Annotated in this window: 17 protein-coding genes (1 of these 17 cut by a window edge); 11 read left to right on the top strand and 6 right to left on the bottom strand. The window is 56.4% G+C overall.

Going from position 1 to position 23,927, the window contains the following annotated elements; all coding sequences use genetic code 11:
• Positions 1 to 1,878, top strand: partial view of a fructose-1,6-bisphosphatase gene (locus ABCS64_RS08560; RefSeq protein ID WP_418891428.1) — the 3' portion only. 90 nt of this gene lie to the left of the window's left edge; the window shows 1,878 of its 1,968 coding nt (coding positions 91-1,968); its start codon lies off the left edge, out of view; the stop codon is at positions 1,876 to 1,878.
• A gap of 39 nt (positions 1,879 to 1,917) precedes the next feature.
• Here ABCS64_RS08560 and ABCS64_RS08565 read toward each other — a convergent pair whose 3' ends face one another.
• From ABCS64_RS08565 to ABCS64_RS08575, 3 genes are all read right to left on the bottom strand, one after another.
• Positions 1,918 to 3,135, bottom strand: coding sequence for a hypothetical protein (locus ABCS64_RS08565; RefSeq protein ID WP_418891429.1), 1,218 nt, complete (start codon positions 3,133 to 3,135; stop codon positions 1,918 to 1,920).
• Between the two features lie 372 nt (positions 3,136 to 3,507).
• On the bottom strand, positions 3,508 to 4,107 hold the full coding sequence (locus ABCS64_RS08570) for a bactofilin family protein (RefSeq protein WP_418891923.1): 600 nt from the start codon (positions 4,105 to 4,107) through the stop codon (positions 3,508 to 3,510).
• Complete coding sequence (locus ABCS64_RS08575; protein WP_418891943.1) at positions 4,065 to 4,511, bottom strand: hypothetical protein; 447 nt, start codon at positions 4,509 to 4,511, stop codon at positions 4,065 to 4,067. Before ABCS64_RS08575 ends, ABCS64_RS08570 begins: the two co-directional genes overlap by 43 nt.
• A gap of 158 nt (positions 4,512 to 4,669) precedes the next feature.
• Between ABCS64_RS08575 and ABCS64_RS08580 the strand changes: the two genes are divergently transcribed.
• From ABCS64_RS08580 to ABCS64_RS08590, 3 genes are all read left to right on the top strand, one after another.
• Positions 4,670 to 6,085, top strand: coding sequence for a sensor histidine kinase (locus ABCS64_RS08580; RefSeq protein WP_418891430.1), 1,416 nt, complete (start codon positions 4,670 to 4,672; stop codon positions 6,083 to 6,085).
• A gap of 252 nt (positions 6,086 to 6,337) precedes the next feature.
• Positions 6,338 to 6,820, top strand: a complete 483-nt coding sequence (locus ABCS64_RS08585; protein ID WP_418891431.1) for a permease — start codon at positions 6,338 to 6,340, stop codon at positions 6,818 to 6,820.
• Positions 6,817 to 8,226 (top strand): sigma 54-interacting transcriptional regulator, encoded by a 1,410-nt coding sequence (locus ABCS64_RS08590; protein WP_418891432.1) that lies wholly within the window; start codon positions 6,817 to 6,819, stop codon positions 8,224 to 8,226. Before ABCS64_RS08585 ends, ABCS64_RS08590 begins: the two co-directional genes overlap by 4 nt.
• A 16-nt stretch (positions 8,227 to 8,242) precedes the next feature.
• On the opposite strand, the gene ABCS64_RS08595 is transcribed toward ABCS64_RS08590, so the two are convergent.
• The gene (locus tag ABCS64_RS08595) at positions 8,243 to 9,211 is read right to left on the bottom strand and encodes a gluconeogenesis factor YvcK family protein (RefSeq protein WP_418891433.1); all 969 of its coding nucleotides are present in this window, start codon (positions 9,209 to 9,211) and stop codon (positions 8,243 to 8,245) included.
• Between the two features lie 128 nt (positions 9,212 to 9,339).
• On the opposite strand from ABCS64_RS08595, the gene ABCS64_RS08600 reads away from it, so the two are divergent.
• The 6 genes from ABCS64_RS08600 (at position 9,340) to ABCS64_RS08625 (ending at position 20,057) form a co-directional block, all read left to right on the top strand.
• The gene (locus ABCS64_RS08600; protein ID WP_418891434.1) at positions 9,340 to 12,693 is read left to right on the top strand and encodes a toll/interleukin-1 receptor domain-containing protein; all 3,354 of its coding nucleotides are present in this window, start codon (positions 9,340 to 9,342) and stop codon (positions 12,691 to 12,693) included.
• Between the two features lie 14 nt (positions 12,694 to 12,707).
• Entirely contained in the window at positions 12,708 to 14,417 is a 1,710-nt protein-coding gene (locus ABCS64_RS08605) for a RyR domain-containing protein (RefSeq protein ID WP_418891435.1), read from the top strand.
• 11 nt (positions 14,418 to 14,428) lie between these two features.
• The gene (locus ABCS64_RS08610) at positions 14,429 to 14,803 is read left to right on the top strand and encodes a hypothetical protein (RefSeq protein ID WP_418891436.1); all 375 of its coding nucleotides are present in this window, start codon (positions 14,429 to 14,431) and stop codon (positions 14,801 to 14,803) included.
• Between the two features lie 79 nt (positions 14,804 to 14,882).
• The gene (locus tag ABCS64_RS08615; RefSeq protein WP_418891437.1) at positions 14,883 to 16,298 is read left to right on the top strand and encodes an MBL fold metallo-hydrolase RNA specificity domain-containing protein; all 1,416 of its coding nucleotides are present in this window, start codon (positions 14,883 to 14,885) and stop codon (positions 16,296 to 16,298) included.
• 262 nt (positions 16,299 to 16,560) lie between these two features.
• Positions 16,561 to 19,386, top strand: coding sequence for a valine--tRNA ligase (locus tag ABCS64_RS08620; protein ID WP_418891438.1), 2,826 nt, complete (start codon positions 16,561 to 16,563; stop codon positions 19,384 to 19,386).
• Positions 19,387 to 19,565: 179 nt separating this feature from the next.
• Positions 19,566 to 20,057 carry a hypothetical protein gene (locus ABCS64_RS08625; RefSeq protein WP_418891439.1) on the top strand — a complete coding sequence of 164 codons (492 nt, stop codon included), beginning with the start codon at positions 19,566 to 19,568 and terminating at the stop codon, positions 20,055 to 20,057.
• A gap of 318 nt (positions 20,058 to 20,375) precedes the next feature.
• Here ABCS64_RS08625 and ABCS64_RS08630 read toward each other — a convergent pair whose 3' ends face one another.
• Entirely contained in the window at positions 20,376 to 21,755 is a 1,380-nt protein-coding gene (locus ABCS64_RS08630) for an IS1380 family transposase (protein ID WP_418889980.1), read from the bottom strand.
• A gap of 552 nt (positions 21,756 to 22,307) precedes the next feature.
• On the opposite strand from ABCS64_RS08630, the gene ABCS64_RS08635 reads away from it, so the two are divergent.
• Positions 22,308 to 22,457 carry a hypothetical protein gene (locus tag ABCS64_RS08635; RefSeq protein WP_418891440.1) on the top strand — a complete coding sequence of 50 codons (150 nt, stop codon included), beginning with the start codon at positions 22,308 to 22,310 and terminating at the stop codon, positions 22,455 to 22,457.
• A gap of 883 nt (positions 22,458 to 23,340) precedes the next feature.
• Here the strand turns inward: ABCS64_RS08635 and ABCS64_RS08640 are convergent.
• Positions 23,341 to 23,844, bottom strand: coding sequence for a disulfide bond formation protein B (locus ABCS64_RS08640; protein ID WP_418891441.1), 504 nt, complete (start codon positions 23,842 to 23,844; stop codon positions 23,341 to 23,343).
• Between the last annotated feature and the right edge of the window lie 83 nt (positions 23,845 to 23,927).

A 23,927-nucleotide genomic window follows, 5' to 3' on the forward strand; every position in this document is an offset into this window, starting at 1 on the left:
TCGGAGTTACAACTGCCCAAGGGCACTGAGCATTTTCTTTCCGACGTTCACGGCGAGCATGAAGCTTTTGAGCACATTGTCCGCAACGGTGCCGGCTCGATCTGGCGCAAGATCGAGGAAATGTTTGCCAATTCGATGTCACGTCCGGAACGGCGCAGCTTAGCGACGCTTATTTACTACCCTGAAGAAAAAATACCACTGACGCTGCAAAGCGTCGCCGACAAAGAGGAATGGCTCCGCCTGACGCTAGTCCGGCTCATCAAATTCTGTCGTACGCTGAGCGCCAAATATCGCCGGGAAGCCGTACGCAAGCTATTGCCGGCAGATGTTTCAGAAACGATCGAGGAACTGCTTTACGATCAGGAAGGTGTCGAACATAAACTGGCGTACAACCAAAGTCAGATCGAAACCATCGTCTCTACCGGCAGCTCTCAGATATTCATCATTGCACTGGCGCAACTTATCCAGCGGCTAGCCGTTGAACGCCTGCACATCATCGGAGATATCTACGATCGCGGCCCAGGCGCACACATCATTCTCGACCAGTTGATGGAACACCATCAGGTCGATATTCAGTGGGGCAACCACGATATGCTCTGGATGGGTGCTGCCGCCGGCAGCGAAGCCTGCATCGCCAACGTCATCCGCATCAGCCTGCGCTATGGCAACATGGAAACGCTGGAAAACGGGTACGGTATCAGCATCCTGCCGTTAGCCTCCTTTGCGCTCGCAACTTACAAGGATGATCCGTGCACCCGCTTCATCCCCAAGGTCGACGCCGACAGTAATTTCAGTGCCCAAGAGATCCGGCTGATGGCGCAGATGCAAAAAGCCATTGCCGTTATCCAATTCAAGCTGGAAAGTGCCGTTATCCGCCGGCGTCCGCAATACCAGATGGACGATCGCCTGCTCCTGCCCAAAATTGACTACGCCCGTGGCGTCATTACGCTCAACGGCACCGAATATTCTTTGCTTGATACCTTTTTTCCAACGATCGACCCCAAGAATCCGGAAGCGCTCACGCCGGAAGAACAAGCCGTAGTCAGCCGACTGGCACTGTCCTTCGTGACCAGTAAAAAACTCCATCAGCATACACGCTTCCTCTTCTCGACCGGCAGTCTGTACCGTATTCACGACGGCAATCTGCTATACCACGGCTGTATTGCCATGAACGATGATGGTTCCTTTCGTGCTTTCAATGTCGACGGAAAGTCATTCAGCGGCAAAGCCTTCCTTGATCGTGTTGACCGCCTCGCGCGTCAGGGATATTTCGACACTGAGCATCCAGCGAAGAAACGCTACGGGATGGACGCCATGTGGTTCATGTGGTGTGCGCCAATGTCACCGCTGTTCGGCAAGGAGCGCATGACGACCTTTGAGCGCTATTTCATTGCCGACAAAACAACGCATACGGAAAAACGCAACGCTTATTACACGCTGCGCAATACTGAAGAAACAGCCAGAACCATTCTCAGGGAATTCGGCCTTGATCCGGAAACCGGCATCATCATCAACGGTCATGTGCCGGTCAAAGTAGCCAAGGGAGAGCGCCCGATCAAGGCAAACGGGCGGCTTATGGTCATCGACGGCGGCTTTTCGCGCGCTTACCAAAAACAGACAGGCATCGCCGGCTATACCCTGATTTCCAACTCACGCGGCATGCTGCTCTCGGCACACCAGCCGTTTGAATCAAAACAGAGAGCTGTCTCTGAGGAGTTGGACATCCACAGCGAAACGGAGATTATCCATACACACCCATTCCGCCTGCGCATCAAAGATACCGATCGCGGCCATGCCATTCAAGAGAAAATTGCGGCGCTGACTGCGCTCCTTCACGCGTACCGCGAAGGACTGATCAAAGAACAGCACATGCGCTGAATGCCGTCTCGTACCCATCCTCGCCTGGCGCGAGTATCGTCACTTTGTACGGCAACTGCCGCAATCTGAAATGCCTGCGCCTGTTTCTGTCACGGCGGCAAACCTTGCGTGCGAGCTGTCGGCAGCCGCCGCATCCGCTACAAGCGGCATTTTCCCAGTTTTAAGATAGGCTTCGCAGCGCATCAGGTAGCCACCAATGCTCTTCGGCATCGTCGTGCGCGCTCGCGTAATATAAAAAATCAGATCACGGCCACGGCGAATCAGACGCAACCCGTCGGAAATATCGTGCATTGGCGGCGCTTCATCCACAAGAGGCTGCGTCCGGGGCGTAAAGTTTGCCAGACGCTCGGATGCCGTCACCAGACTCGTCCAGACTTCGAAGATATCCGGATCCGTCCGCAAGGTCTGCACCTTGGTCTTGGCGGTTTCGACGAATTCCCGGATGATCGTACCAATGCCTTCAAAGGCATCAATCGGAGCAAAGCAGTCAATCATCGCCTCTCCAATTCGATCGATATCGCGCAGACACTGACCGATTTTAATGTAGCGACTCTCGTAGAAATCCTCAATGGACACCGAAAATGCCCGGAACGGTTCCCCCCACAGCTCATCGATCCCCTCCTCACCGCTACGATGCAGTACCGAATGGCCGAGATTCATCGCTTCGATCAGACATTTTCCACACTCGCGCGTCAGCGGGTTCCCCTGAATCTCGACCCCGTCGGCTTGCAACTCAACAAGCTTGCGGAAAATATCCGTCGCACGATTAAACAGCGCGCCTGCGAGCATCGCCGCCTTAACGCGCCGCCGCGCTGGATCAGTTTCCGAGTCATAGCTCTGGCGCGCCTCATTTAAACGGCTACCAGGGATATTAAGTCCATGCTCAGTATGATTGAACAGGCGACGCGCCAACGCTTCGATCAAACGTTTTTTAGCTTCCAGTGAATCGGCAGGCGCCGGATAGGTCTTGATCCAGTAACCATCATAAAACACGCGCTCCACACCATCGAACAGCCGCCGCTCACCATCATGCGGCGCCTCATGTAAAGCCGCATTTTGCGCTGCCTTGTTTCGCCCTGTTCTTTTTCGTCCAGGTTTTTTTTCTATTGATATCGTTTCTTCACTCATCAAGGCATTATCGACCTGATACCGACAATCTGGCAAGACTGGCGCGTGTATCCTAATGATTGCCCGCTGGTTTGTGTTTCCTTCCGGGCACGCGGTCCGCCTTGCCGGCAAATTTACCGAAAAATGCATCGGCTGATTTTCAGATCATCCAACAATCTGAGTGATAAACATGCTCACGAACGAACTGATTAACCTTAGAAATTCATTACATTGCACATTCGACCACAATAAATACAACGCCTTAGCAGCCTTCCCGGCACAGCCAAGAAAAGAAACAAGCCCGTCCCAAGCAAGGAAGGCAACGCGTCCCGAATCCCCGTCCTCCGGAAAATAAGCCGGAGTCAGGCAACGAGGCGCGTACGCTTACTCAGTACGGTTATCCACTACTTCCCATGCCACCTGGGCGGCATGGGAAGTGGGCGAAAAGCAAAAGTCAGGAAATGAAAAGAAATAAAAAGATGCGCGCTGGATGAAAACAGATGGGTACGCTCGGCAGCACCATCAAACCGCATTCAATGCCGACGCCCCGCCTTTGCCAGCAGTCTTATCCTTGCCAGATACCGCATTGCCCGAAGTCTCACTATTTTTTGACGGGGAAGATGTGCCCGAAGCGCTGCCAGACGACGTGCTGGTGCCGTTTCCAGTCTTCGTGCCGAGAATACTGATATCGCCGCACAATTCGCAGCCTTCTTCCGCTACCAGTTTCCCGTAACAAATCTTACCGCGCACGCGCCCGGTCGAATGAATGATCAGTTGTGAGCGTGCGGTCAGCTCGCCTTCGAAATCGCCAAAAATTTCCGCGACATCAATGCTGACTTTACCGGCGAACGAACCGTGTTCCGTAATACGAAGGACACGACTGTCCATCGTTGCCTCAACGCGCCCTTCGACCACCAGCATGTCGCAATTGAGGATTTCGGCGCCACACAGTTTGACTTCCGGACCCACGATCAGACGTGCACCAATTGCACCTTCCTCATCATCCGCCACACTCGGCGCCGTATCCGATGCCGCATTACCCTGATCCGGATCCGCGTCCGTCACGCCCGTTCCGGCTCTCACCGCAGGCTTATGAAAATTCGTCGTCGCCCGGCCTGACACAAACGCCGGCCGGCCTGTATTGCTGTCGGTAACGCCAGCAGATTTACCGGCACCGCCAGCGGGCGGGCTTGCCAAGGGATTGAGCGTAGAACGCTGACCGTCCGTATCACGGCCAAAGAGATTCGATTTGCTGAACATGCGCTTCCTTCCTTTCGAAAACAACCAACAAAAATAATGCCTGGACTTGGAAAAGTTTTGACTGCATGTTTCGTGCCAAAAAGAGACTTCCCCTTGATTAATAATAAATTATTGAAATAATAAATAAAATTTCTTCGTCGGGCTCTAGAAAAAACGTCACCATAAAACGACAAAAATTCATGCGTTAATAAAAAATATTTATTTTTCAATCGGCTACCGTGTCGCCAAAGCACGACAAACTGACGGATAAAAATATATCTACTCATTCGGCATCAAATTCCTTCAATTATCTTTTATAGTGAAGCGTCGCATGACGATGCAACAATGCACGCCTGCCCGATGACACGTTTCTCTGCGGTTTGGGCATATCTTCCATGCCTGCTTTTACACTTCACCGTCTATGTAAATAAGCGAACCTTGTTTTGTGCGCTCCATAATCCGCATTTCCTTTCGCCAAAGCATGCTGGCCGGTCTTCTGCTGATCGCCGCCCTGCTTGGTTGGGCGACGCTGCGTAGTTGGCTGCTACTCGAATATTCCATTGCGCAAAGCCAGCTAACCAGCGATTACGCCCTGCAACTCAACGATACGATGCAGGAACTCTCGCAGAGCACCATTGACCTCGAACGAACAGTACGCCAGTTCATCGTACTCAAGGATGCCGCGCTGCTGGTACGCTTCGACGCCAACGCCAATCGTTGCCTTGCTGCCGTTTCGCGCCTGCGTCAAATTCCCCGACTGGCGTCGGAGGCTCCCATCAACGACTGGACGACCGCATTGAGCGACCTTAGCGGCCAGCTCCGCAACGCCGAATCGCCCGAAGCACTGCAAGCGACGCTGGATCGCCTTAACGAGATCAACGGTACGATCGACCGGAAGAATCGCCAATGGATTGATGAACAATACGCGTCGATTCGCACAAAACTCCAGCAAAACCGCGTTCAGATGGCCGGATCAATCATCACCAGTTTCATTGGCGCTTTTATCGTCGCACTGCTCATGAGCCGCTGGCTGACGCGCCCTGTCGAAAAACTGGAGGCGTCGATCGCTCGCCTAGGCGAAGGCTGTTTCCACGATCCCATCGAAGTTCGCGGCCCTGCCGACCTGCGCCGCATCGGTCACCGCCTCGACTGGCTGCGTCAACGTCTCGACGAGCTGGAAACAGGCCGTGAGCAGACGCTGCGGCACGTTTCCCACGAACTCAAAACACCGCTGACCGCTTTGCGTGAGGGCATTGCCCTGCTGGAAGAAGAAGTCGTCGGCAGCCTTGATGATTCGCAAAAAGAAGTCGTCGATATCCTCCAACACAATATCCTGATCCTGCAAAGGCATATTGAAAACCTGCTCCGTCTCAATGCGCTCGCCCTCGAAACCCGCCATCTAAACCGCCAGCCGGTTGTGCTGACAGAACTTCTGTCATCCGTTGCCGCCGACCGCGAACTGCACGCGCAGTCCCGCCAGGTAAACATCGTCTGCCAGGCGCCTGAGTCTAGCTGCCTGCTCGATGCGGAAAAGCTGCGCGTCGTACTTGACAATCTCCTGTCCAACGCGATCGATTTCAGCCCAAGCGGCGGCAACATCAATCTTGACGCCAAAATTGAGGGCGGTATTCTGCGCATCGTCTGCGCTGACCAGGGGCCAGGCGTTGCCCTCGAAGACTACGAACGGATTTTCGAGCCCTTTGTCCAGGGAAAACGCGCTGCACCCGCGGCCAGGCGAGGCAGCGGCGTCGGTCTGTCGATCGCGCGCGAACTGATAACGGCGATGGACGGCCAGATTCGTTTACTACCGAATGACGGGCACACGCCTGGTGCTGCATTTGAAATCAGCCTGCCCAAATAAACATCAACCGCCATTGAGCAGACGCATAGACACATAGACACTACGGCAAATAAAACACAAATGAATAATTTTTACGCAAACACGATACGCGGCTTTCTGCCGAGAAAACTGCCAATCCTCCTGTACAGAATGGGTAATGCCAGACCGGAAGCCATCGCACACTGTTGGCCTGCCTCTCTCAGTCGCCCTGCCTCTCTCAGTCGCCGCCATCGCCACCACTTACGCCGCCTGTTACCGGTACTGGCGGCAACCTTGCTTACCGCGTGCACCGCGCTGGCTGAATTGGGTGAGAACAGCACCGCTGCCGATTCACAGTACGGCCTGATGAGCTATTTCCAGCAACTTCAGCGCATGACACCGCAGGCGCTCGCCCGCGAACGCAGCCGCCTGACGCCGACACCCCAGTCACCCGCCGCGCAAGTTCGTCTAGCCATGCTGCTCGGTCAGACGCATGCTCCGAATGACTTAAGCCGGGCCAACGGCCTTTTAGGCGCGCTGATGAAATCAAACGCACCAGAGGCCGTCAGACTGCACCCACTGATTCAACTGCTCTCGGCGCAATACCATGAACGTGCAAAAACCGAAGCGCAAAATGAGAAACTGGCCCAGCAGCTCAAAGAAAGCCAGCAGCAGAACGAGAAACTGCAAGAAAAACTCAGCGCCATTGCGGATATCGAGAACACACTGCAATCGCGCCCACGCAACAGCAGATCAACATCACGACGTACAAGATGAATACGCAGAACACTACGCCCCCCCATATCCTGGTCGTCGACGATGATCCCGGTATCCTGCGCCTGCTGACTATGCGTCTGCGCTCCTGGGGATGCCGCGTATCCACCGCCGCCACCGCTGAGGAAGCGTTGGCGCGCATTGCCATCGACCCGCCGCAGCTCCTGCTCAGCGACGTTCGCCTACCCGGCAAGGACGGCGCTGAGCTTTTCGAGGAAATCCGCAAAACGCGCCCCATGCTGCCCGTCATTCTGATGACGGCACACGGCACCATTCCCGATGCCGTCGAAGCCATGTCACGCGGCGTGTTCGGCTACCTGACTAAACCCTTCGACAGCCAGGCGCTGCACGAAAAAATCGAGCAGGCGCTGAAACTATCTCCCAACGGCAACGAAGCGACCGCCGCAGATGGTGAAATCTGGCAAGAAGACATCGTCTATCGCAGCCACAGCATGGCCGCCCTGCTTGAAGAAGCACGCGTCGTCGCTGCCTCCGACGCCAGCGTACTGATCCGCGGCGCCAGCGGCACCGGCAAGGAGCTTCTGGCACGCGCCATTCACCGCGCCAGCCGGCGCGCCAATGCACCTTTCGTCGCCATCAATTGCGGCGCCATTCCCGAACAGCTGCTTGAATCCGAACTGTTCGGCCATGTACGCGGCGCATTCACGGGAGCGGTCAGTGAGCACGATGGCCTGTTCCGCGCCGCGGACGGCGGCACGCTGTTTCTCGATGAAATCGGCGATATGCCGCTGCCACTGCAGGTCAAGCTGCTGCGCGTGCTCGAAGAGCGCGCCGTCCGCCCGGTCGGTGCAACGCACAGCGAACCCGTTGATGTCCGCCTGCTCACCGCCACCCATCGCGACCTGGAAAATGCACTGGCCGAAGGCCAGTTCCGCGAAGACCTCTATTACCGCATCGACGTCGTCACGCTAACCCTGCCAAGCCTTGAAGAACGACGGGAAGATATTCCCGCATTGGTTGCCCACTTCATCCGGCAGATTGCCGAAAAATACGACAAAAATATCAGCGGGATCGCCCCCGACGCTATGGCTGCGCTCGCCGGCGCAAGCTGGCCGGGCAACATTCGTCAGTTGTTCAACGTCGTTGAGCAATGCTGCGCATTGGCGACAACGACGCTGATCACCCTGCCGCTGGTTCAGCGCGCCCTGCGCTCACCCGCCATGGATGCGCTTTCCTACGCCGACGCCAAGCAGCGCTTTGAGCGCAACTATCTGGTGCAGCTGTTAAAACTCACTGACGGTAATGTTGCCGATGCCGCCCGCATCGCCGATCGCAACCGGACCGAGTTTTACCGCCTGCTACGCAAGCATGAGCTGACCCCCAGCATGTTCCGCGGCGATAGCGACGCGGAAATCCCCGCCGAAAACGCACCGCCCAGCAAGGACTGAAAGACAGCCATTGACGTTACTTGATCCAGCCGCTGGCAAAATCCTCCACCGTCCGCGCCAGTTTATGCGGATCGTGGCGAATATAATCAGTTGCGCTGGTGAAATCGCGTTCGATGACCTTGATCCCGCTCGCCATAAGCGCCGCGCGGTCGCGCAGCACAACGGGCGTTTTGCCTTCCGCCCGATATTTTTCAACCAGATCGGGACGCAGCGCACCGCTATTGACCAGCAGGTAATTCAAGCGCCCCGGCCCCAAATAGCGTTCGACCACGCGCACGAAATCTTCGACGGCAAAACCATCGGTCTCGCCGCGCTTGGTCATGATATTGCAGACATAGACGATCTTGGCATGCGCCGCCCCCAGAGCCTCGCCCATACCGGCGCACAGCAGGTTGGGAACGATGCTGGTATAAAGGTCGCCCGGGCCAATAATGATGTAGTCGGAATTCTCAATCGCCTCGCGGGCGCGCGGATTCAGCCGCCCGCCCCCGAGCAGAAAAGCCTCCTGAATCGGAATGCCGACATCGCGCATTGGCATATCGATATGCGTCTCACCGATGATCTGCTCGCCATTTTCCAGCGTCACGCCCAAACTGACATCGTCGAGCGTGACGGGAATGACTTTACCGCGCACATCAAACATGACAGACAGTTCCTCAATGCCGCGTTCAAAATTCCCCATAATGTCCGAGAGCGCCGTCAGCAACAGATTGCCGACGGTATGCCCAGCAATGCCACTGCCCTCCTTGAAGCGATATTCAAAAAGCCGACGCACGATCTCGGTATCACCGGACAAAGCGACAATGGCGCGCCGGATATCGCCGGGCGGCAGGATGCCGAACTCGTCACGCAGTTCGCCCGACGATCCGCCGGAATCGGCCATGCTGACAATCGCCGCCAGATTGAGCTCCGGATTTTTGCCAAGGCCGGACAGCACATGGAAGGTACCCGTACCGCCGCCAATGGTTGTGATATTGCATTTCATGGGCTGCTTTCTATGAATCCGTCGGCATTATACGGCTCACGAAACACACCGACTTACAGCCATACGTCGCCGCACCGCCCGGATGGTTTGCCCCAATTCCCAATCCCCCTTTGATACAGGCCATACTCATGGAAACCAGCGCCCATACGCTTGAAAAACGCTACAAAGCTTTTATCAGCTACAGCCACGCCGATAACCAGGCGCAAGGGCGCAAATGGGCGGACTGGCTGCACCACACGCTGGAAACGTACCCGATTTCTGCCGAACTTATCGGCAAGACCAATCAGTACGGGCAAAAAATTCCGGCGCAAATTTATCCGGTCTTTCAGGATGAAAAAGAACTCTCCGCCAACGCCAATCTAAGCGCTTCATTACAAAGCGCACTCGATCGCGCCGAGTTTTTGGTTTATCTCAGCTCACCGCATTCAGCCCGTTCGCTTTACGTCCAGGAAGAAATCCGGCATTTCAAGAAAACAGGCAAAAGCCAACGCATCATTGCCTTGATTCTGCGTGGCGAACCTGAATATGGCGAAACACAGACGGAACGGCAATGTTTTCCCGATGTGCTGCGCTTTGGCGTCGATGCCGAAGGCAATATTCTCTATCAGCAGCGGGAAGAAGCGTTGGCCGCTGATGTCCGCCTGCCGCACAGTACGGAAGAAGGCTTCACGTCCGCAGCAGCCTATCGCCATTATTTGCAGGAACAGAAGCTTCCTGCCAAACAGATCAAGCAAAATATCGAGGAATACCAAGAACGCCTCAATCTGGCCAAGCTGAAAATTATCGCCGGCATTCTGGGCGTGCCGCTCAATGAGCTGACCCAGCGCGACCAGGCTTATGAGCTGGAGCGCGTCAAGCGTAAAAACCGCATAATCAAATGGGTCACCAGCGCGATCTCCGCACTAGCCATTCTGGCGGGCATTTCCGGCATCTATGCCTGGAATCAAAAGAACGAAGCGCAGAAAAATCTGGCGCAGTCACTCTATGCGTCAGGAATCAACAAGCTGGCGCAGAACGAATATGGCGACCCAGCCGCCTATATTGCCGCCGCCGTGCGCAATGGCAGCGACAACGCTATCCTGTTTGCCGAATCCATGCTGGCCATCAAAAACGATATGGTGCTGCTGCCCAACATACTTGCGGCCAATGCGGTTTTCAGTCCGGATGGCCGCTATGTTGCCGGTCTCGCCGGTACGGGCGCCCATCATTTTGAACTGCAATTGTGGGATGCGCGCACCCGGCACAGGCTGGCGGACATCGAAAAAATCACCGCCCATCGCGCCTACAAACCCGTATTTGACGGCAACAACGATCTATATGCGATGAACGACCAGAACGAAATCATTCGCTACCAGATCGGCACGCGGAAAACCAATGTCGTTTATCGGCAAGCCGGGTCAGGAGACTTCACGTTGATGGGCGTCAGCCCGAACGGGCGATGGCTTGCCGTGCGTCAGTTCAACCCGGAAACCCTCACCCTAGTCGCCAATGGCAAAGATCAGGCCAGGCTGAACTTGCCCGCACCGCACGACGCAATCATACATATCCTGTTTTCACCAGACAGCACGACTGCTCTCATGCTGTTCTCCCACGCTGATAGAAGCGACGGGCAAATTTTTTATTTGGAAGACGATCGGCCAGAAACACGGATTCCTTTCGAGTTGCCGAAAAAAATATCCGGCGCTGATTTCTCTCCCGATGGGAAATACATCCTCTTCTCGGCAAACACGGCCAACGCGAACCACTACACCATACTGGACAGGCAGAATGGACGCAGCCGGCCGCTACAAACGCAAGACAGATTGTATGACCGGGTGACTTTTAACCCCGATAGCGCAAGCATCGTCGCCATCAGCGACCAAGGCTACGACCTTTACGACAGCCGAACAGGCGAGCGGCAAGCCTCTCACGCCTTGCCGTTGGCGGATTTACGTCGCGTGCTCTGGAAAAACGACGCCGACCTTTCGCCCGACCAGACCCAGCGGATCGTGACGCTCAATAAGCAAACGTATCTGCAAAATATCGGCGGCAGAAACCTGCTGATCAATGAGCAGCATATTGCCCCCGATGCCCGGCAGGTGCTTGCGGATGCAAAAGGCGCCCATTGGCTGATCCTTCAGGCCGATGGGAAGACACTCTCCAGAATCGACCTCGAAAGCGGTGCCCGTCAGCCAGAATTTATTCTTCTTCCTGAAGAAACAGCCTATTTGCGCATTTTGGAAAACAATCTGTTAATGGCGGTCTCTCGACAAAAAACCGTACGTTTTTTTGATGCCGATACCGCGCAGGCCGTTGGCAAAGCCACCCCGACACAGGCGCGCAGAATTCTGCTCAAACGCGATCACTCGCAGTTCCTCGCCCGTACGGGCGACAATGGCTTTGCCATCTGGAATGTCCGTGACGGCGCCGAAATCATGCGTTACAGCCAGCCCAAACCGTTAGAAAACTTTATCGCCGACAGCAATTTTGAACGGCTGCTCGTTGCCAGCAAAGAAGGCTGGACGCTTTCCGACCTGACTGGCAAGAAAATTCTTCTGGAAGGCAAAGGCAGCCTGAGCAACGCCGCATTCAGCCCGGACGGCCGCTGGCTGGCGCTGGGGTACAGCGAAGGGCGCGCCGATGTTTACGATCTTGAACATTTCAAGAAGCATTTCAGCCTACCTACCATTGCTTCCCCAATCCTGCTTTTCAGTCACGATGGAAAAACGCTTCTGGCGTCGGAAAATACCCGCCGACTTCATTTCTGGCATACCCGCGATAGGCGCGCTTATGGGCAAACGGTGCCCGTTTCTCCGTACACGAAACTGCTGGATTTTTCCGCAGACAATCGTAAGCTTTTTCTGCAAGACAATACCGACGAGGCGCTGGCGCCCGCAATCAAAATCATCGATACCAGCAGCGGCAACCTGATTTCCCTGCCCTTTGCCGCAGGAATGTATGACAGCATCCAGCTGCTGGACGCGGACAATCGCATTGCGACCGTACAGAAGCTCCCGGAAGGCTATCAGGTACAAATCTGGCAAACGCCCGGCCAACAGCGGATCGCGCCCGAACAGATTGCCGAAGATCTGGAAGCCTTCTACGGACGCCAATACGACCCACAAACCGGCACAATCAATGATTACAAAGGTAAAAAGCCGTTCAACACCTGGTATTCCCAGGATATTTATACGCGTCCCGTCGCACCCGATGCACGCACCACCGTCATACAGGTCATCGAGCGCATGTTGCCCATAGAAAATACGGACAGTCTGCAATTGCTGGCGTCCGCTTACTTCTACCATCCGTTGGCGCGCGCGGGACTCGCCGAATACTTCAACCGCCAGCCTCAGGCCGGCGCGCTGAGCGCCGAACTTGCCCGTCTGACCCGCCTGCAATTGGCGGGTCTGGAAAATGCCCAGCTGAAAGCGCAGACTGAAGCCATCCTGAGCCACCTTGCACAAACGCCGCCCCCCGCCAACTCTGAAAACGCCGGCCAATAACGGAAAGCCTCTTTATGAAAATCTCCCAGAAAACCAGAAGCCTGTTCTGGATCGCGCTGGTCGTCTGCGTTTTGGCGCTGTCCTGGATCGGCCTGGCGCAGTTTTATCCCGAAACCAACACGCTGCGCTATCTGCCCGACCGTATTTTCCGGATAGTCAAGATTCTGACGGGCAGCGACCCGATTGGGTCTGCGGTCGAACCGGAAAACGTTCCCGTGGCGCTGATTATCGTCAAGATTCTGATCACCATTTTCCTGTTGCGCGCCTTGCTTAAAATCGTAGAAAGCGTATTTCACGAGCAGTACACACAGCTGCGGATCGCTTGCAAGACCGGGCATCTCATCGTGCTTGGCATCGGCAACAGAGGCAGCCGCATCCTCAAAGACTACCAGGCCCAAACCCACCAGACCGCCGTTGCCGTCGAACCCAAAAACGACCATGAAAATCTGCCTGCCTTGCGCCGCGACGGCCATGCCATCGTGATCGGCAATGCTTCGGATGCGGAAACCCTCAAAACAGCCGGCGCGCTGAAAGCCAAAACCGTGATCTGTTTTGACGAAAACGAACACACCAGCATCCAGGCCGCTGGAATACTGGCGACGCTCGCGGCAAACAGACGCGCACCGTACCCGCTGCAATGCTTCGTCCATCTGAACAATCCGCGCCTGGTCGAAATTTTTCGTCATCACGCGCAACGGCAGGGCGCCCGCTCGCTCGATATACGCTTTTTCAATCTGCACAAAATGATTGCGCGCCAATTTTTTCATCACCTGCCCGGCCTGCTGGCAGATACCCTGCATCGCCCGGACGCGAACATAGGTTTCCTGCTGTTCGGCTTCGGCCCGTCTGCGCAGGCGTTACTGATTCAGGCGATGCGCGTCTTTCACCTGCTGCCGGGGCAAAGCAGCCACTGGCATATCTTTGCCGCAAACATTGCGGCCGAGCGCGCACGTTTTCATGATCACTACCCGCAAATTGGGCAGATCACCTCGCTGCAATTCAGTGAAGACACCGGCTGCTACGCACAACTGCTGCTCCAGGCCACCGCGCATCAGCCAGACGATGCGCAAACTGTCGTCATCTGCGCCGGCGAAGATGAGCGTGCCAATTTGCTGGCGGCGGCGGAGCTGCTCAGCGCCTCTGCCACGCAAGACTTTCCAATTTTCCTGCGCAATGCCAGTAGCCAGGCCATGTCGCGCCTGCTCAGCCAACAGGCCAATACGCGCCTGCATTTCTTTGGGGATGACGACGATTTTTGCAAATATGAGCTGATTACCGGCGCCCGACAGGACGATCTGGCGCGCGCCATCCACAATGATTATCTTCGGCAAATCCGCGGGGGCGCTTCGGAAAGCAGCGTTTACCAGACGGCCTGGGATGAACTCTCGGAAGAGGCCAAGGATGCCAATCGCGCGCAGGCCGATCACATCATCTACAAACTGTTGCTAACCGGCAGGCCGGAAGCCATCCAGTCTCCCGCCGATCTGCAATTCAATCCCCAGGAAATCGAGATGCTGGCGATGGTCGAGCACGAACGTTGGGCCGCCCACCGCTACCTCAACGGCTGGCAATATGGCGAAAAGCGCGACGATATACATAAACGTCACCCCTCACTGAGCGCCTGGGAAACCTTGAGCGACGGCGAAAAGCAGAAAGACCGCGACACCATTTTGCGTCTGCCGCAGATACTGCACGCCGTACAAAATAGGGGGCTGTCAATTTGACGGACTGAGCAATGCGCATCCAGATCAGCGAAGCCGCTCCACGCGTCATGAACTACTTTCTTGCACGCAGCCAGGGCATTCCTGCCGACATGGCCATTTATGCCATGACCGATTACACCGGCACTCCGGCGCAGGCATCCCCACTGATCGAGACGTTACGAACGCATCACCGGCTGCAAACGCACGAAGATACAGAATGCCGCATTGCCAGCGCCCGCATCGAATCGCCGACCTGCCTGCACTATGGAACGACGGTGAATATCGCCGCGCTGCGCTGTTATCTGACGGTTGTTTACGGAAACTTTCTCGATGTGCCGGAAGCGCTGTTTGCCGACCAGATCAATTACCGGAATCTCTGGTCGACATCCGCCCGTTGCGGAGAATAACCGGGCGCTTTCATGACTTGCATCTTGCATCTTTTCCCGCAAACGTTCATTCTCTCTGCCCTTCAAGGAGGAAAACACCATGCGTATCGGATTTTTCGGCGCGGCCGGAGAAGTAACCGGCTCCAGCTATCTCGTCGACACAGGAAAAATACGCTTTCTCGTCGATTGCGGCATGTTTCAGGGAGGCGCGCAGGCGCATGCGAAGAACATTGCCGCGCTGGACTTCGGCTTCGATGTTCGCCAGATCGATTTTGTTTTGATCACCCATGCACACATCGACCATTCCGGACTGCTGCCGCGCCTCACCGTACTCGGCTACCGCGGTCCGGTCTATGCCACGCCGGCCTGCGTCGATCTGCTGCAAATTCTGTTGCCCGACAGCGCGCACATTCAGGAAAAAGAGAGCGAATGGCAGCTCCGCCACCAGCACCGCAAGGACAGGGGCGTGCGAATGCGCGTCACACCGCCGCTGTATACGGTTGCACAGGCCGGCAGCGCGCTGGAACTCCTTAAAGGCATCCCGTTGGGTGAATGGTTGCAACCGGCCGAAGGAATCCGTATCCGCTTCCACGAGGCGGGGCATATTCTCGGCTCAGCATGGATCGAAGCAATCATCAATCACGGCGGCAGGCAGCGCCGGATCATTTTTTCGGGCGACCTTGGCGTTTTCGATCGGCCGGTGCTGCGCGACCCGGAAATGCCAACAGGCGAAGCCGACGCGCTGCTCATCGAATCAACCTACGGCAACCGCGAACACCGTTCGCTGGAAAGCACCGAAGAAGAAATCGTCACCGCCTTTGAGCGCACCCGCGCACAGGGTGGCAACCTCATCATTCCCGCCTTTGCCGTTGGCCGCACCCAGGAAGTCATCTACATCCTCGCCGACCTTGTCCGTCGCCGGCGCCTCCAGCCGCTAAAAATCTATGTCGACTCGCCGATGGCCAACACCGCCACGCACATCACGCTGTCGCATCCCGAACTGCTCGATACGCAAACGCGGGATCTGCTCGATTGGGTACGCGCACATCCGGACCAATTCACGGTTGAGTTCGTCGGTGACGCCAACCAGTCACGTGCGCTCAACGACGTCAAAAGCGGCGCGGTCATCATCTCGGCCAGCGGCATGTGCGAAGCCGGCCGGATCAAATACCACCTGCGCGAAAACCTGCCGCGCAGTGAATGCACTGTGATGATCACCGGCTTCCAGGCATTCGGAACACTGGGACGCCGCCTGGTCGACGGAGCCAGAAAAGTGACCATTTTCGGCCAGACCGTACCTGTCAGAGCCAAGATCTACACCGTCGGCGGTCTTTCCGCCCATGCCGACCAACCGACTCTGCTCCATTGGTTAAGCGGCTTCCGGCTGCCGCCGAAACAAATATTCACGGTTCACGGCGAAGCCTCGGCACAGGAGGCCTTCGTCGAAGCCATCAAGGAAAAACTGGGCTGGAATGCCATACACTCGCCCAGACGCGGCGAATTTTTTGAGTTGTGATGTCTCAGGCGGACAACGCAAGGCTTGCCGACCCGCTGATTTCGGCGTGCGCATTATGGACGCCCCGACTAGTCCGATCACCGGCCGCGCCTATCCACGGGCACTGCGCGCCAGACAAACGCTGCCGGTACCGCACAACGCCCGGCTGGACATGCGCGACGGATACGGGCGCCAAGGCGTATTCGCTATAATGGCGCGCCTACTTGGGCGAGGCTGGTCTTGCCCATCATTTTTCCCTCCACCCCACTGATTCTTGTGCACCATGGAACTTGCCAAAAGCTTTGACCCCGCCGATATTGAACGCCGCCGTTACCCTGAATGGGAAGAAAACGGCTATTTCAAGGCCGGCTTCGACCCCAATAAAAAGGACGCTTTCTGCATTCTGCTGCCGCCGCCCAATGTCACCGGCACGCTGCACATGGGGCACGGTTTTAACCAGTCAATCATGGATGCGCTAACGCGCTACCACCGTATGCGCGGCGATAACACGCTCTGGCAACCGGGCACCGATCATGCCGGCATTGCCACGCAAATCGTCGTCGAACGCCAGCTGGATGCGCAAGGAATCTCGCGCCACGATCTGGGGCGCGAAAAATTTCTTGAAAAAGTCTGGGAATGGAAAAACTATTCGGGCGGCACGATCACACGCCAGATGCGTCGGCTCGGCACCTCGCCAGACTGGTCGCGCGAACGCTTTACGATGGATGCCGGTTTATCGAAAACCGTCACCGAGACCTTTGTCCGTCTGTATAACGAAGGCCTGATTTATCGCGGCAAACGCCTCGTCAATTGGGATCCCGTCCTCCATACCGCCGTCTCCGACCTCGAAGTCATCAACGAGGAAGAGGACGGTTTTATGTGGCATATCCGCTACCCGCTGGCCGACGGCTCCGGCGACCTGACGGTCGCCACCACACGTCCCGAAACCATGCTCGGCGACACCGCCATCATGGTGCATCCGGAAGATGAGCGTTACCGCGACCTGATCGGTAAACTGGCCAAATTGCCGTTGACCGGACGCGAAATTCCGATCATTGCCGACGAGTACGTCGACCGCGAATTCGGCACCGGCTGCGTCAAGGTCACGCCGGCGCACGATTTCAACGACTACGCCGTCGGTTTGCGCCACCATCTGCCGATGATTTCGGTGCTGACGCTTGACGCAAAAATCAACGACAATGCGCCGGAAAAATATCGCGGTATGGATCGCTTCGACGCGCGTGCCGCCGTCGTGGCTGACCTGACGGCGCTCGGCCTGCTGGTCAAGACCGACAAGCATAAGCTCAAGGTGCCGCGCGGCGACCGGACCGGCGTCATCATCGAACCGATGCTGACCGATCAATGGTTCGTCGCCATGAGCAAGCCCGGTCCGGACGGCACCAGTATCGTCAGCAAGGCGCTGGAAGCCGTTGCTTCCGGAGAAATCCGTTTCGTGCCGGAAAACTGGGTCAATACCTACAATCAGTGGCTGAACAATATCCAGGACTGGTGCATTTCGCGGCAATTGTGGTGGGGGCACCAAATTCCTGCCTGGTACGACGATGCCGGCCGCTGCTATGTCGCGCATGATGAAGCGGAAGCACGCGCGCAGGCTGCCGCCCAAGGCTACCACGGTGAGCTGACGCGCGATCCGGACGTGCTCGACACCTGGTACTCATCGGCGCTCTGGCCGTTCTCAACACTCGACTGGACGCCGGAATACCCCGCGAAATCCAATCCGGCGCTTGACCTCTACCTGCCCTCTTCAGTGCTCGTCACCGGCTTCGACATCATTTTCTTCTGGGTTGCCCGCATGGTGATGATGACCAAGCACATCACCGGCAAAATCCCCTTCCGGCACGTTTATGTGCACGGCCTCATCCGCGACGCGGAAGGCCAGAAAATGAGCAAATCAAAAGGCAATGTGCTCGACCCGATCGACCTGATTGACGGCATCCGCCTGGAAGACCTGGTGGCCAAGCGCACGACCGGCCTGATGAACCCGAAACAAGCCAGTGGAATCGAAAAGAAAACGCGCAAAGAGTACCCTGACGGCATTGCCGCATTCGGCACGGACGCCCTGCGCTTTACTTTCCTTTCGCTCGCCAGCCCGGGCCGCGACATCAAGTTCGATTTATCCCGCTGCGAGGGATACCGCAATTTCTGCAACAAGCTATGGAATGCCGCGCGTTTCGTGCTGATGAATGTCGAAGGGCATGAGCTTGCGCCCGGCGGCAACACCGACCTTTCTTTCGCCGACCGCTGGATCATCAGCCGTCTGCAACGCACCGAGGCCGAAATCACTCAACATTTCGCCGATTACCGCTTCGACCTGCTGGCGCGCGCCATCTATGAGTTCGTCTGGGACGAGTTCTGTGACTGGTATCTCGAACTGGCCAAGGTGCAGCTCCAGCAGGGAACAGTTGCGCAGCAACAAGCCACACGCCGGACGCTGGTGGATGTGCTGGAAGCCATCCTGCGGCTTGCGCACCCGCTGATTCCTTTCATTACCGAGGAACTCTGGCAGGCCGTCGCACCGCTGGCCGGCAAAAAAACGCAGGACTCGATCATGCTGGCCGCCTATCCGGAAGCCGACCCGACGCACATCGACGCCGACAGTGAAGCACGCGTCCAACGTCTGAAAGAAACGGTCTACGCCTGTCGCAACCTGCGCGGAGAAATGGGCATTTCCCCTGCGCAGAAAGTTCCGCTCACGGCGAGCGGCGATGCGGCCGCATGCGCCGAAATAATGGGCTATGCCCCTTACCTGAAGGCACTCGCCAAGCTTTCCGAAGTTGAAACTGTCGATGCAAACGCCTTCGATACCGTTGTCGATCAGGGCAATACGCCGGTTGCCGTCACCGGCGCGACGCGCCTGACGCTCAAGGTTGAAATCGACCTGGCCGCCGAGCGCGAGCGCCTGTCCAAGGAAATCACCCGCCTGGAAGGCGAAGTCGCCAAAGCGCAAGCCAAACTCGCCAACCAGAGCTTCATCGCGCGCGCACCAGCGCACATCGTCGAACAGGAGAAAAAGCGCTTGGCCGACTTTGCGACAACGCTGGAAAAACTACGGCCCCAATTCGCTCGGTTGGAGAAAACGGACGGTTGAAGCGCCCGTCGGTCTCAGCGCGCCATGACGCTTACAGACACGCATCGGCCGATCTGGCACAAAGTGATACAACGGGGCCAGCCGATGCAGCGTCTCTCCGGAGGCTGCATCTCCCGCCGGCGCCTTGCACGGTACACGCATCTTGGACACAGTCTCACGTCAACCAGGAGCAAATGCACATGAAAAACAAACAAACGCATCCAGAAATGCCCCCGGAGGAGATTCCCGGCGGCACAGGTACAGGTACAGGGCCTACGGAAATGGCGCTGGAAAAAAGGCGGAAAATCTATACGAACGCAACGACCTTACTCAAAACCGCACCTATTGCCGGAATCGCATGGGGAATTTATTTTACCTATCATTTTTTATCTGGTGCGCATAATACTGAATTGTCCATTGAGAACTTCATGCGGGATGAAATACTGGTATTTATTATTGCAGCATTTATCTGTCGAATCATATTGATCGCATTTCTTTTTCTTTATCCCAGATTTTCCATCATTTCAAAACCCAAGGGCTTCATAGCAAGGCTTAACGAGCCGGGTTTTATCCAGGATCTTACAAAAGCCGAAGGCTATATCCTATTCATTGAAATATCTATTAGTTGCCTGTTTGCAGTTTTCTTTTTCTGCTTTATCTCAGCCCTGGCCGCTTTTATAGTTTTCAGATAAAACAAGACATACTCCTATTCCTGCAATACTCACCTAAAAAGGAGGCGTCGATGAGTTCTAACAATGATGAAAAGCTGAACCAGCTAACCCGCATTTCTCACACTCTCACGGTTCGGCCCCCGTTGGCGCGGTTTTTTCCTTCACGCGTCGCCGTGACCGCGAGGATTCAGGCCCGCGAGCGGCCAATGGAGTGCAGGCGGGTGAGGTTCTGCGAGCGGTCAGGTGCGTTGAGGGGGCAAGCGGCGCTGTTTGGGCATGAGACCGCCTCGCGCGAACGGGAGCGCGATCGGATCAGCAGGGCCACGGTGGCGTGGCGGATCAGCCGGGGGCGAGTCTGGCCTGGGCCAGGCGCCAGGTGGTCTGGAACGGATGACTGCTGGCCATGCTGACATGGATGCGGCGCACGCTGATCTTGACCCGTGCGCCGATCTTGAGCAGTTTCAGGCGCAGGCTCTCGCAGGTGGCCTCGGCCAGTTCGGTGCCAGCCAGCCCGATGCGGCGCAGCGCTTCGAGCATGACGTAGGCGAAGGAGGCGAACCACAGCCGCAGCTGATTGGCCCGCATCGTCGCCGTTGAGGTGCGATCGGCGAACAGGTGTAGCTGGCACTCCTTGATGCGGTTCTCCATTTCGCCTCGGGCGCAGTACAGCGCCTCGTACAGTTCGCGTGCCGGCCAGCGCTGAGCGTCCAGGCTGGTGACGATGAAGCGCGGATTGGCCTTGCCCGGCAGCTGCTCGGCCTTGCCGACGACCCGCCGGGCGCACGACCAGCTGTCAAGGGTGCGGTAGGTGAAGTCGCGAAACCGCCGTGCGGGCTTGCCGGTCTGGGTGCATTCGGCCTGCGCCTGGCTCATCTCGGTTTCGATCTGGGCCTTGAGCCGGTCGTTCTTGGCCAGCCCGAAGACGAAGTCGATGTGCGTCTGCTCGCACCAACTCATCAAGGCATCGCGCGCAAAGCCCGAGTCGGCACGCAGCACGATGCGCACCTCCGGCCAGTGGCGGCGGATCTGGGTGACGATGCGTTCGAGTTCATCGATGCTGCCCGCCGAGGCATCCGTGTTGGCCCGGCGCAGCTTGGCGGCGAGCAGATGTCGGCCGCAGAAGATGTACAGCGGCAGGTAGCAGTAGCCGCCGTAGTAACCATGGAAGAAACGCCCTTCCTGCTGGCCGTGCAGCGGGTCGTCGGTGGCGTCCAGATCGAGGATGATCTCGTCAGGTGCCTGCTCGTGCGCCTCAATGAAGCACGCGACGAACAGCGACTCGAAGGCCGCCGGATCGTGAGCGATCTTGTGATAGCGCGAACCGTCCTTGGTGTCGGGGGCATGTTCGAGCCGGTTCAAGGTCGACTTGCCCGCCAGCGGCTCGCAGCCCTTGCGCCGAGCGCTGAGCTTACCGGCCAGCGTGGCCAGTACCGGGTCACGGCGCAATTGATCGTGATCGTTCAGGTCCTCGTAGCCCAGCGCGATCCCCACGATCCGTTGCATCACCAACGTGTGCACCGTGTGTTCGATCAGCTCCGGATCGCGCCCATCCTCGAAGCAGGCCGCCACCCGTTCGGTCAGCCGCAAGGTGCGATCGACCTCGCGCAGCAACAGCGCGCCCGCATCCGAACTGATCTGCCCTCCGTCGAAATCCACCGCCACCTGGCGGCCATCAATACGCTTCGCGCATGGGCTGACTACGGTACACTGTGTCGGCATCGCGGCTTCCTCAGAGATATGGTTAAGTCGTTCTCGCAAAAAAACTTTCTCATATCTCCGGCCGCGATGCACCTTCTATCTGTGAGAAATGCGGGCTAATCGAAAGGGATAAAAGAGCGAAAAAAATCCTTTTTATCGGGTATATAGTTATCAATATATTTATGCTGCTTGTTGGCGCATATTCCCTCTTCACATTTATCGAACTAATTGTAGGGAATTTTGTTTTATATAAACAATACCAGTCCATACGGAAAAAAAGAATTCAGCCACCAAGAAGTTGAAAGCAATACTATAATAAAGATCACTCCCAGAGGCTGGCTATTCCTGGGCGCTTGGGTATTGATCATACCTTTGCTATCAGGAGCATATCAAGACCCTGCTTTATTTCTTATATTCGGACTCAGCATGGGCCTTCCTTTAGGGATACTCGCATACGTTCTTATAAACGATAGATATAAGACGCTATTAAACCCCGAAGAAAGCCCACATCATCCATTGAGCAATACCGATCACGTGAAGAAATAGGCTTTTAACCCATCAAGTGAGTATTGGATGAATACGCGCCTGAAGGAAAAAATCAACGCGAAGCGCGCCGCCGCTCAGCGCAACGGCATTAAAAGACGTTTCCTGGGTGAAGCCAGCACAGCATTGCCTGTCCTCGCGCGCAGCCACCGCCCAAAAAAGCCTTACGGGCGGAGCTAGCACCTATAGTCAAACAATCCTTGTATTTCAATTTTTTCAAGGGATGCCCTGAAGCCCGCGTATTTAGGGCATCTCCGAGGGGTATGCTTTGTAGCCCTTGTAAGCAGGGCGTCTCCGGCACCACTACCCTGAAGCCCTTTATTTATAAGGGTTCCAGAGGCGCCTGCCCGGAAACGCCCTATCTACGCGGGGTTCAGCGCACCCATATTTAGGACATCCAAAACATAGCGGCTCGACTTTGCCAAAAGACAAGGCGTTAAGCCGCAGTCAGACCATTTAGTACAGCAAGGCCAGATCAACACAGCAACGCCGTATTTTGGCAAAGGGAGACGCGATCTTCAGAGGGGTGCCCTGAAGCCCTTGTAAACAGGGCATCTCCGAAGGGGTACCCGGAGATTCCCTATCCACGCGGGTTTCAGCGGCATGCCCTTTCACGTATTCGATCGCGACGAAGCACCCTAAAACCCCTTAGGCGCAGCCGCAGGCGCGGGGCAGCTTGGCGGAATCAAGGGCTTGATTGTTTGAGCGCAGCGAGTTAATTAAGCCCGCCGACAAGCAACCCGCGACAAGGGGTTTTCTGCGCCTCGGGGTCGCCTTTCTTTGCTGACTTTCTTTGGCGAGGCAAAGAAAGAAGGTAGGAAAGTCAGCGGGGTGCGCTGCCGCTCAGCGCAACGGCATTAAGAGAAGTCTCGTGGGGGGAAGTCAGCGCGCAGGCTGTGGCGATTCTTATTTTTAGTTTCAGGACACCTGCCCGCTAGCCCACGTATTTAGGGCTTCTCCGGGCACCCTACCCGCCAGCCCTTTATTTATAAGGGTTCCAAAGCCCCTACCCGCAAACGCCCTATCCACGTGGGTTCCAGAAGGGGAGTGAAAGTCCCTCGCTTTACTTGCGCATGAAGAATACGAGCAGCGCCGCCAGCAGTAACCCCAGGAAAAACAGGATCGACCAGTTGGCCAGCGATAATCCGAGAAAATACCAGTCCTGCTGGGTGCAGAACCCGGTCACCATGAATAGCGAGGGCCATTGCGCGCCCAGCCAGTTCACCAGTTGCTCGTAGAGCGCCGGCTCACCAAAACCACATTCCGTCACCTGATCCGGGGCATATTCCATCCAGCTCTGCCACCCGGCCGCAGCCAGGCCACAGGCCGCTGTCAGCGCCAGCAGGACGCACCAGAAATGGCGCGCACCGGGGATAACCACGCCGCACACCGCCCAGAAGCAGAAGACCAGAAAAATGAAGCGTTGCAGGATACACAACGTGCATGGTGCCGGCAGATGCATCAAATCGGCCAACAGCACCGCGCTGGTTGCCAGGGCAAACGATACCGCCGCCAATATCGCGAAGGCAAAACGTGTATGGATAGGCACAACAGGTGAAACAGGCATAATGATTCAGGGACCTCTGAAGAGTTACCGGCGATTTTATCAGAGACGCTCCTGACTTCAGTCATAGTACCCGCCTGAACACC

The sequence above is a fragment of the Dentiradicibacter hellwigii genome, from assembly GCF_041770905.1.
GTDB lineage: Bacteria > Pseudomonadota > Gammaproteobacteria > Burkholderiales > Rhodocyclaceae > Propionivibrio > Propionivibrio hellwigii.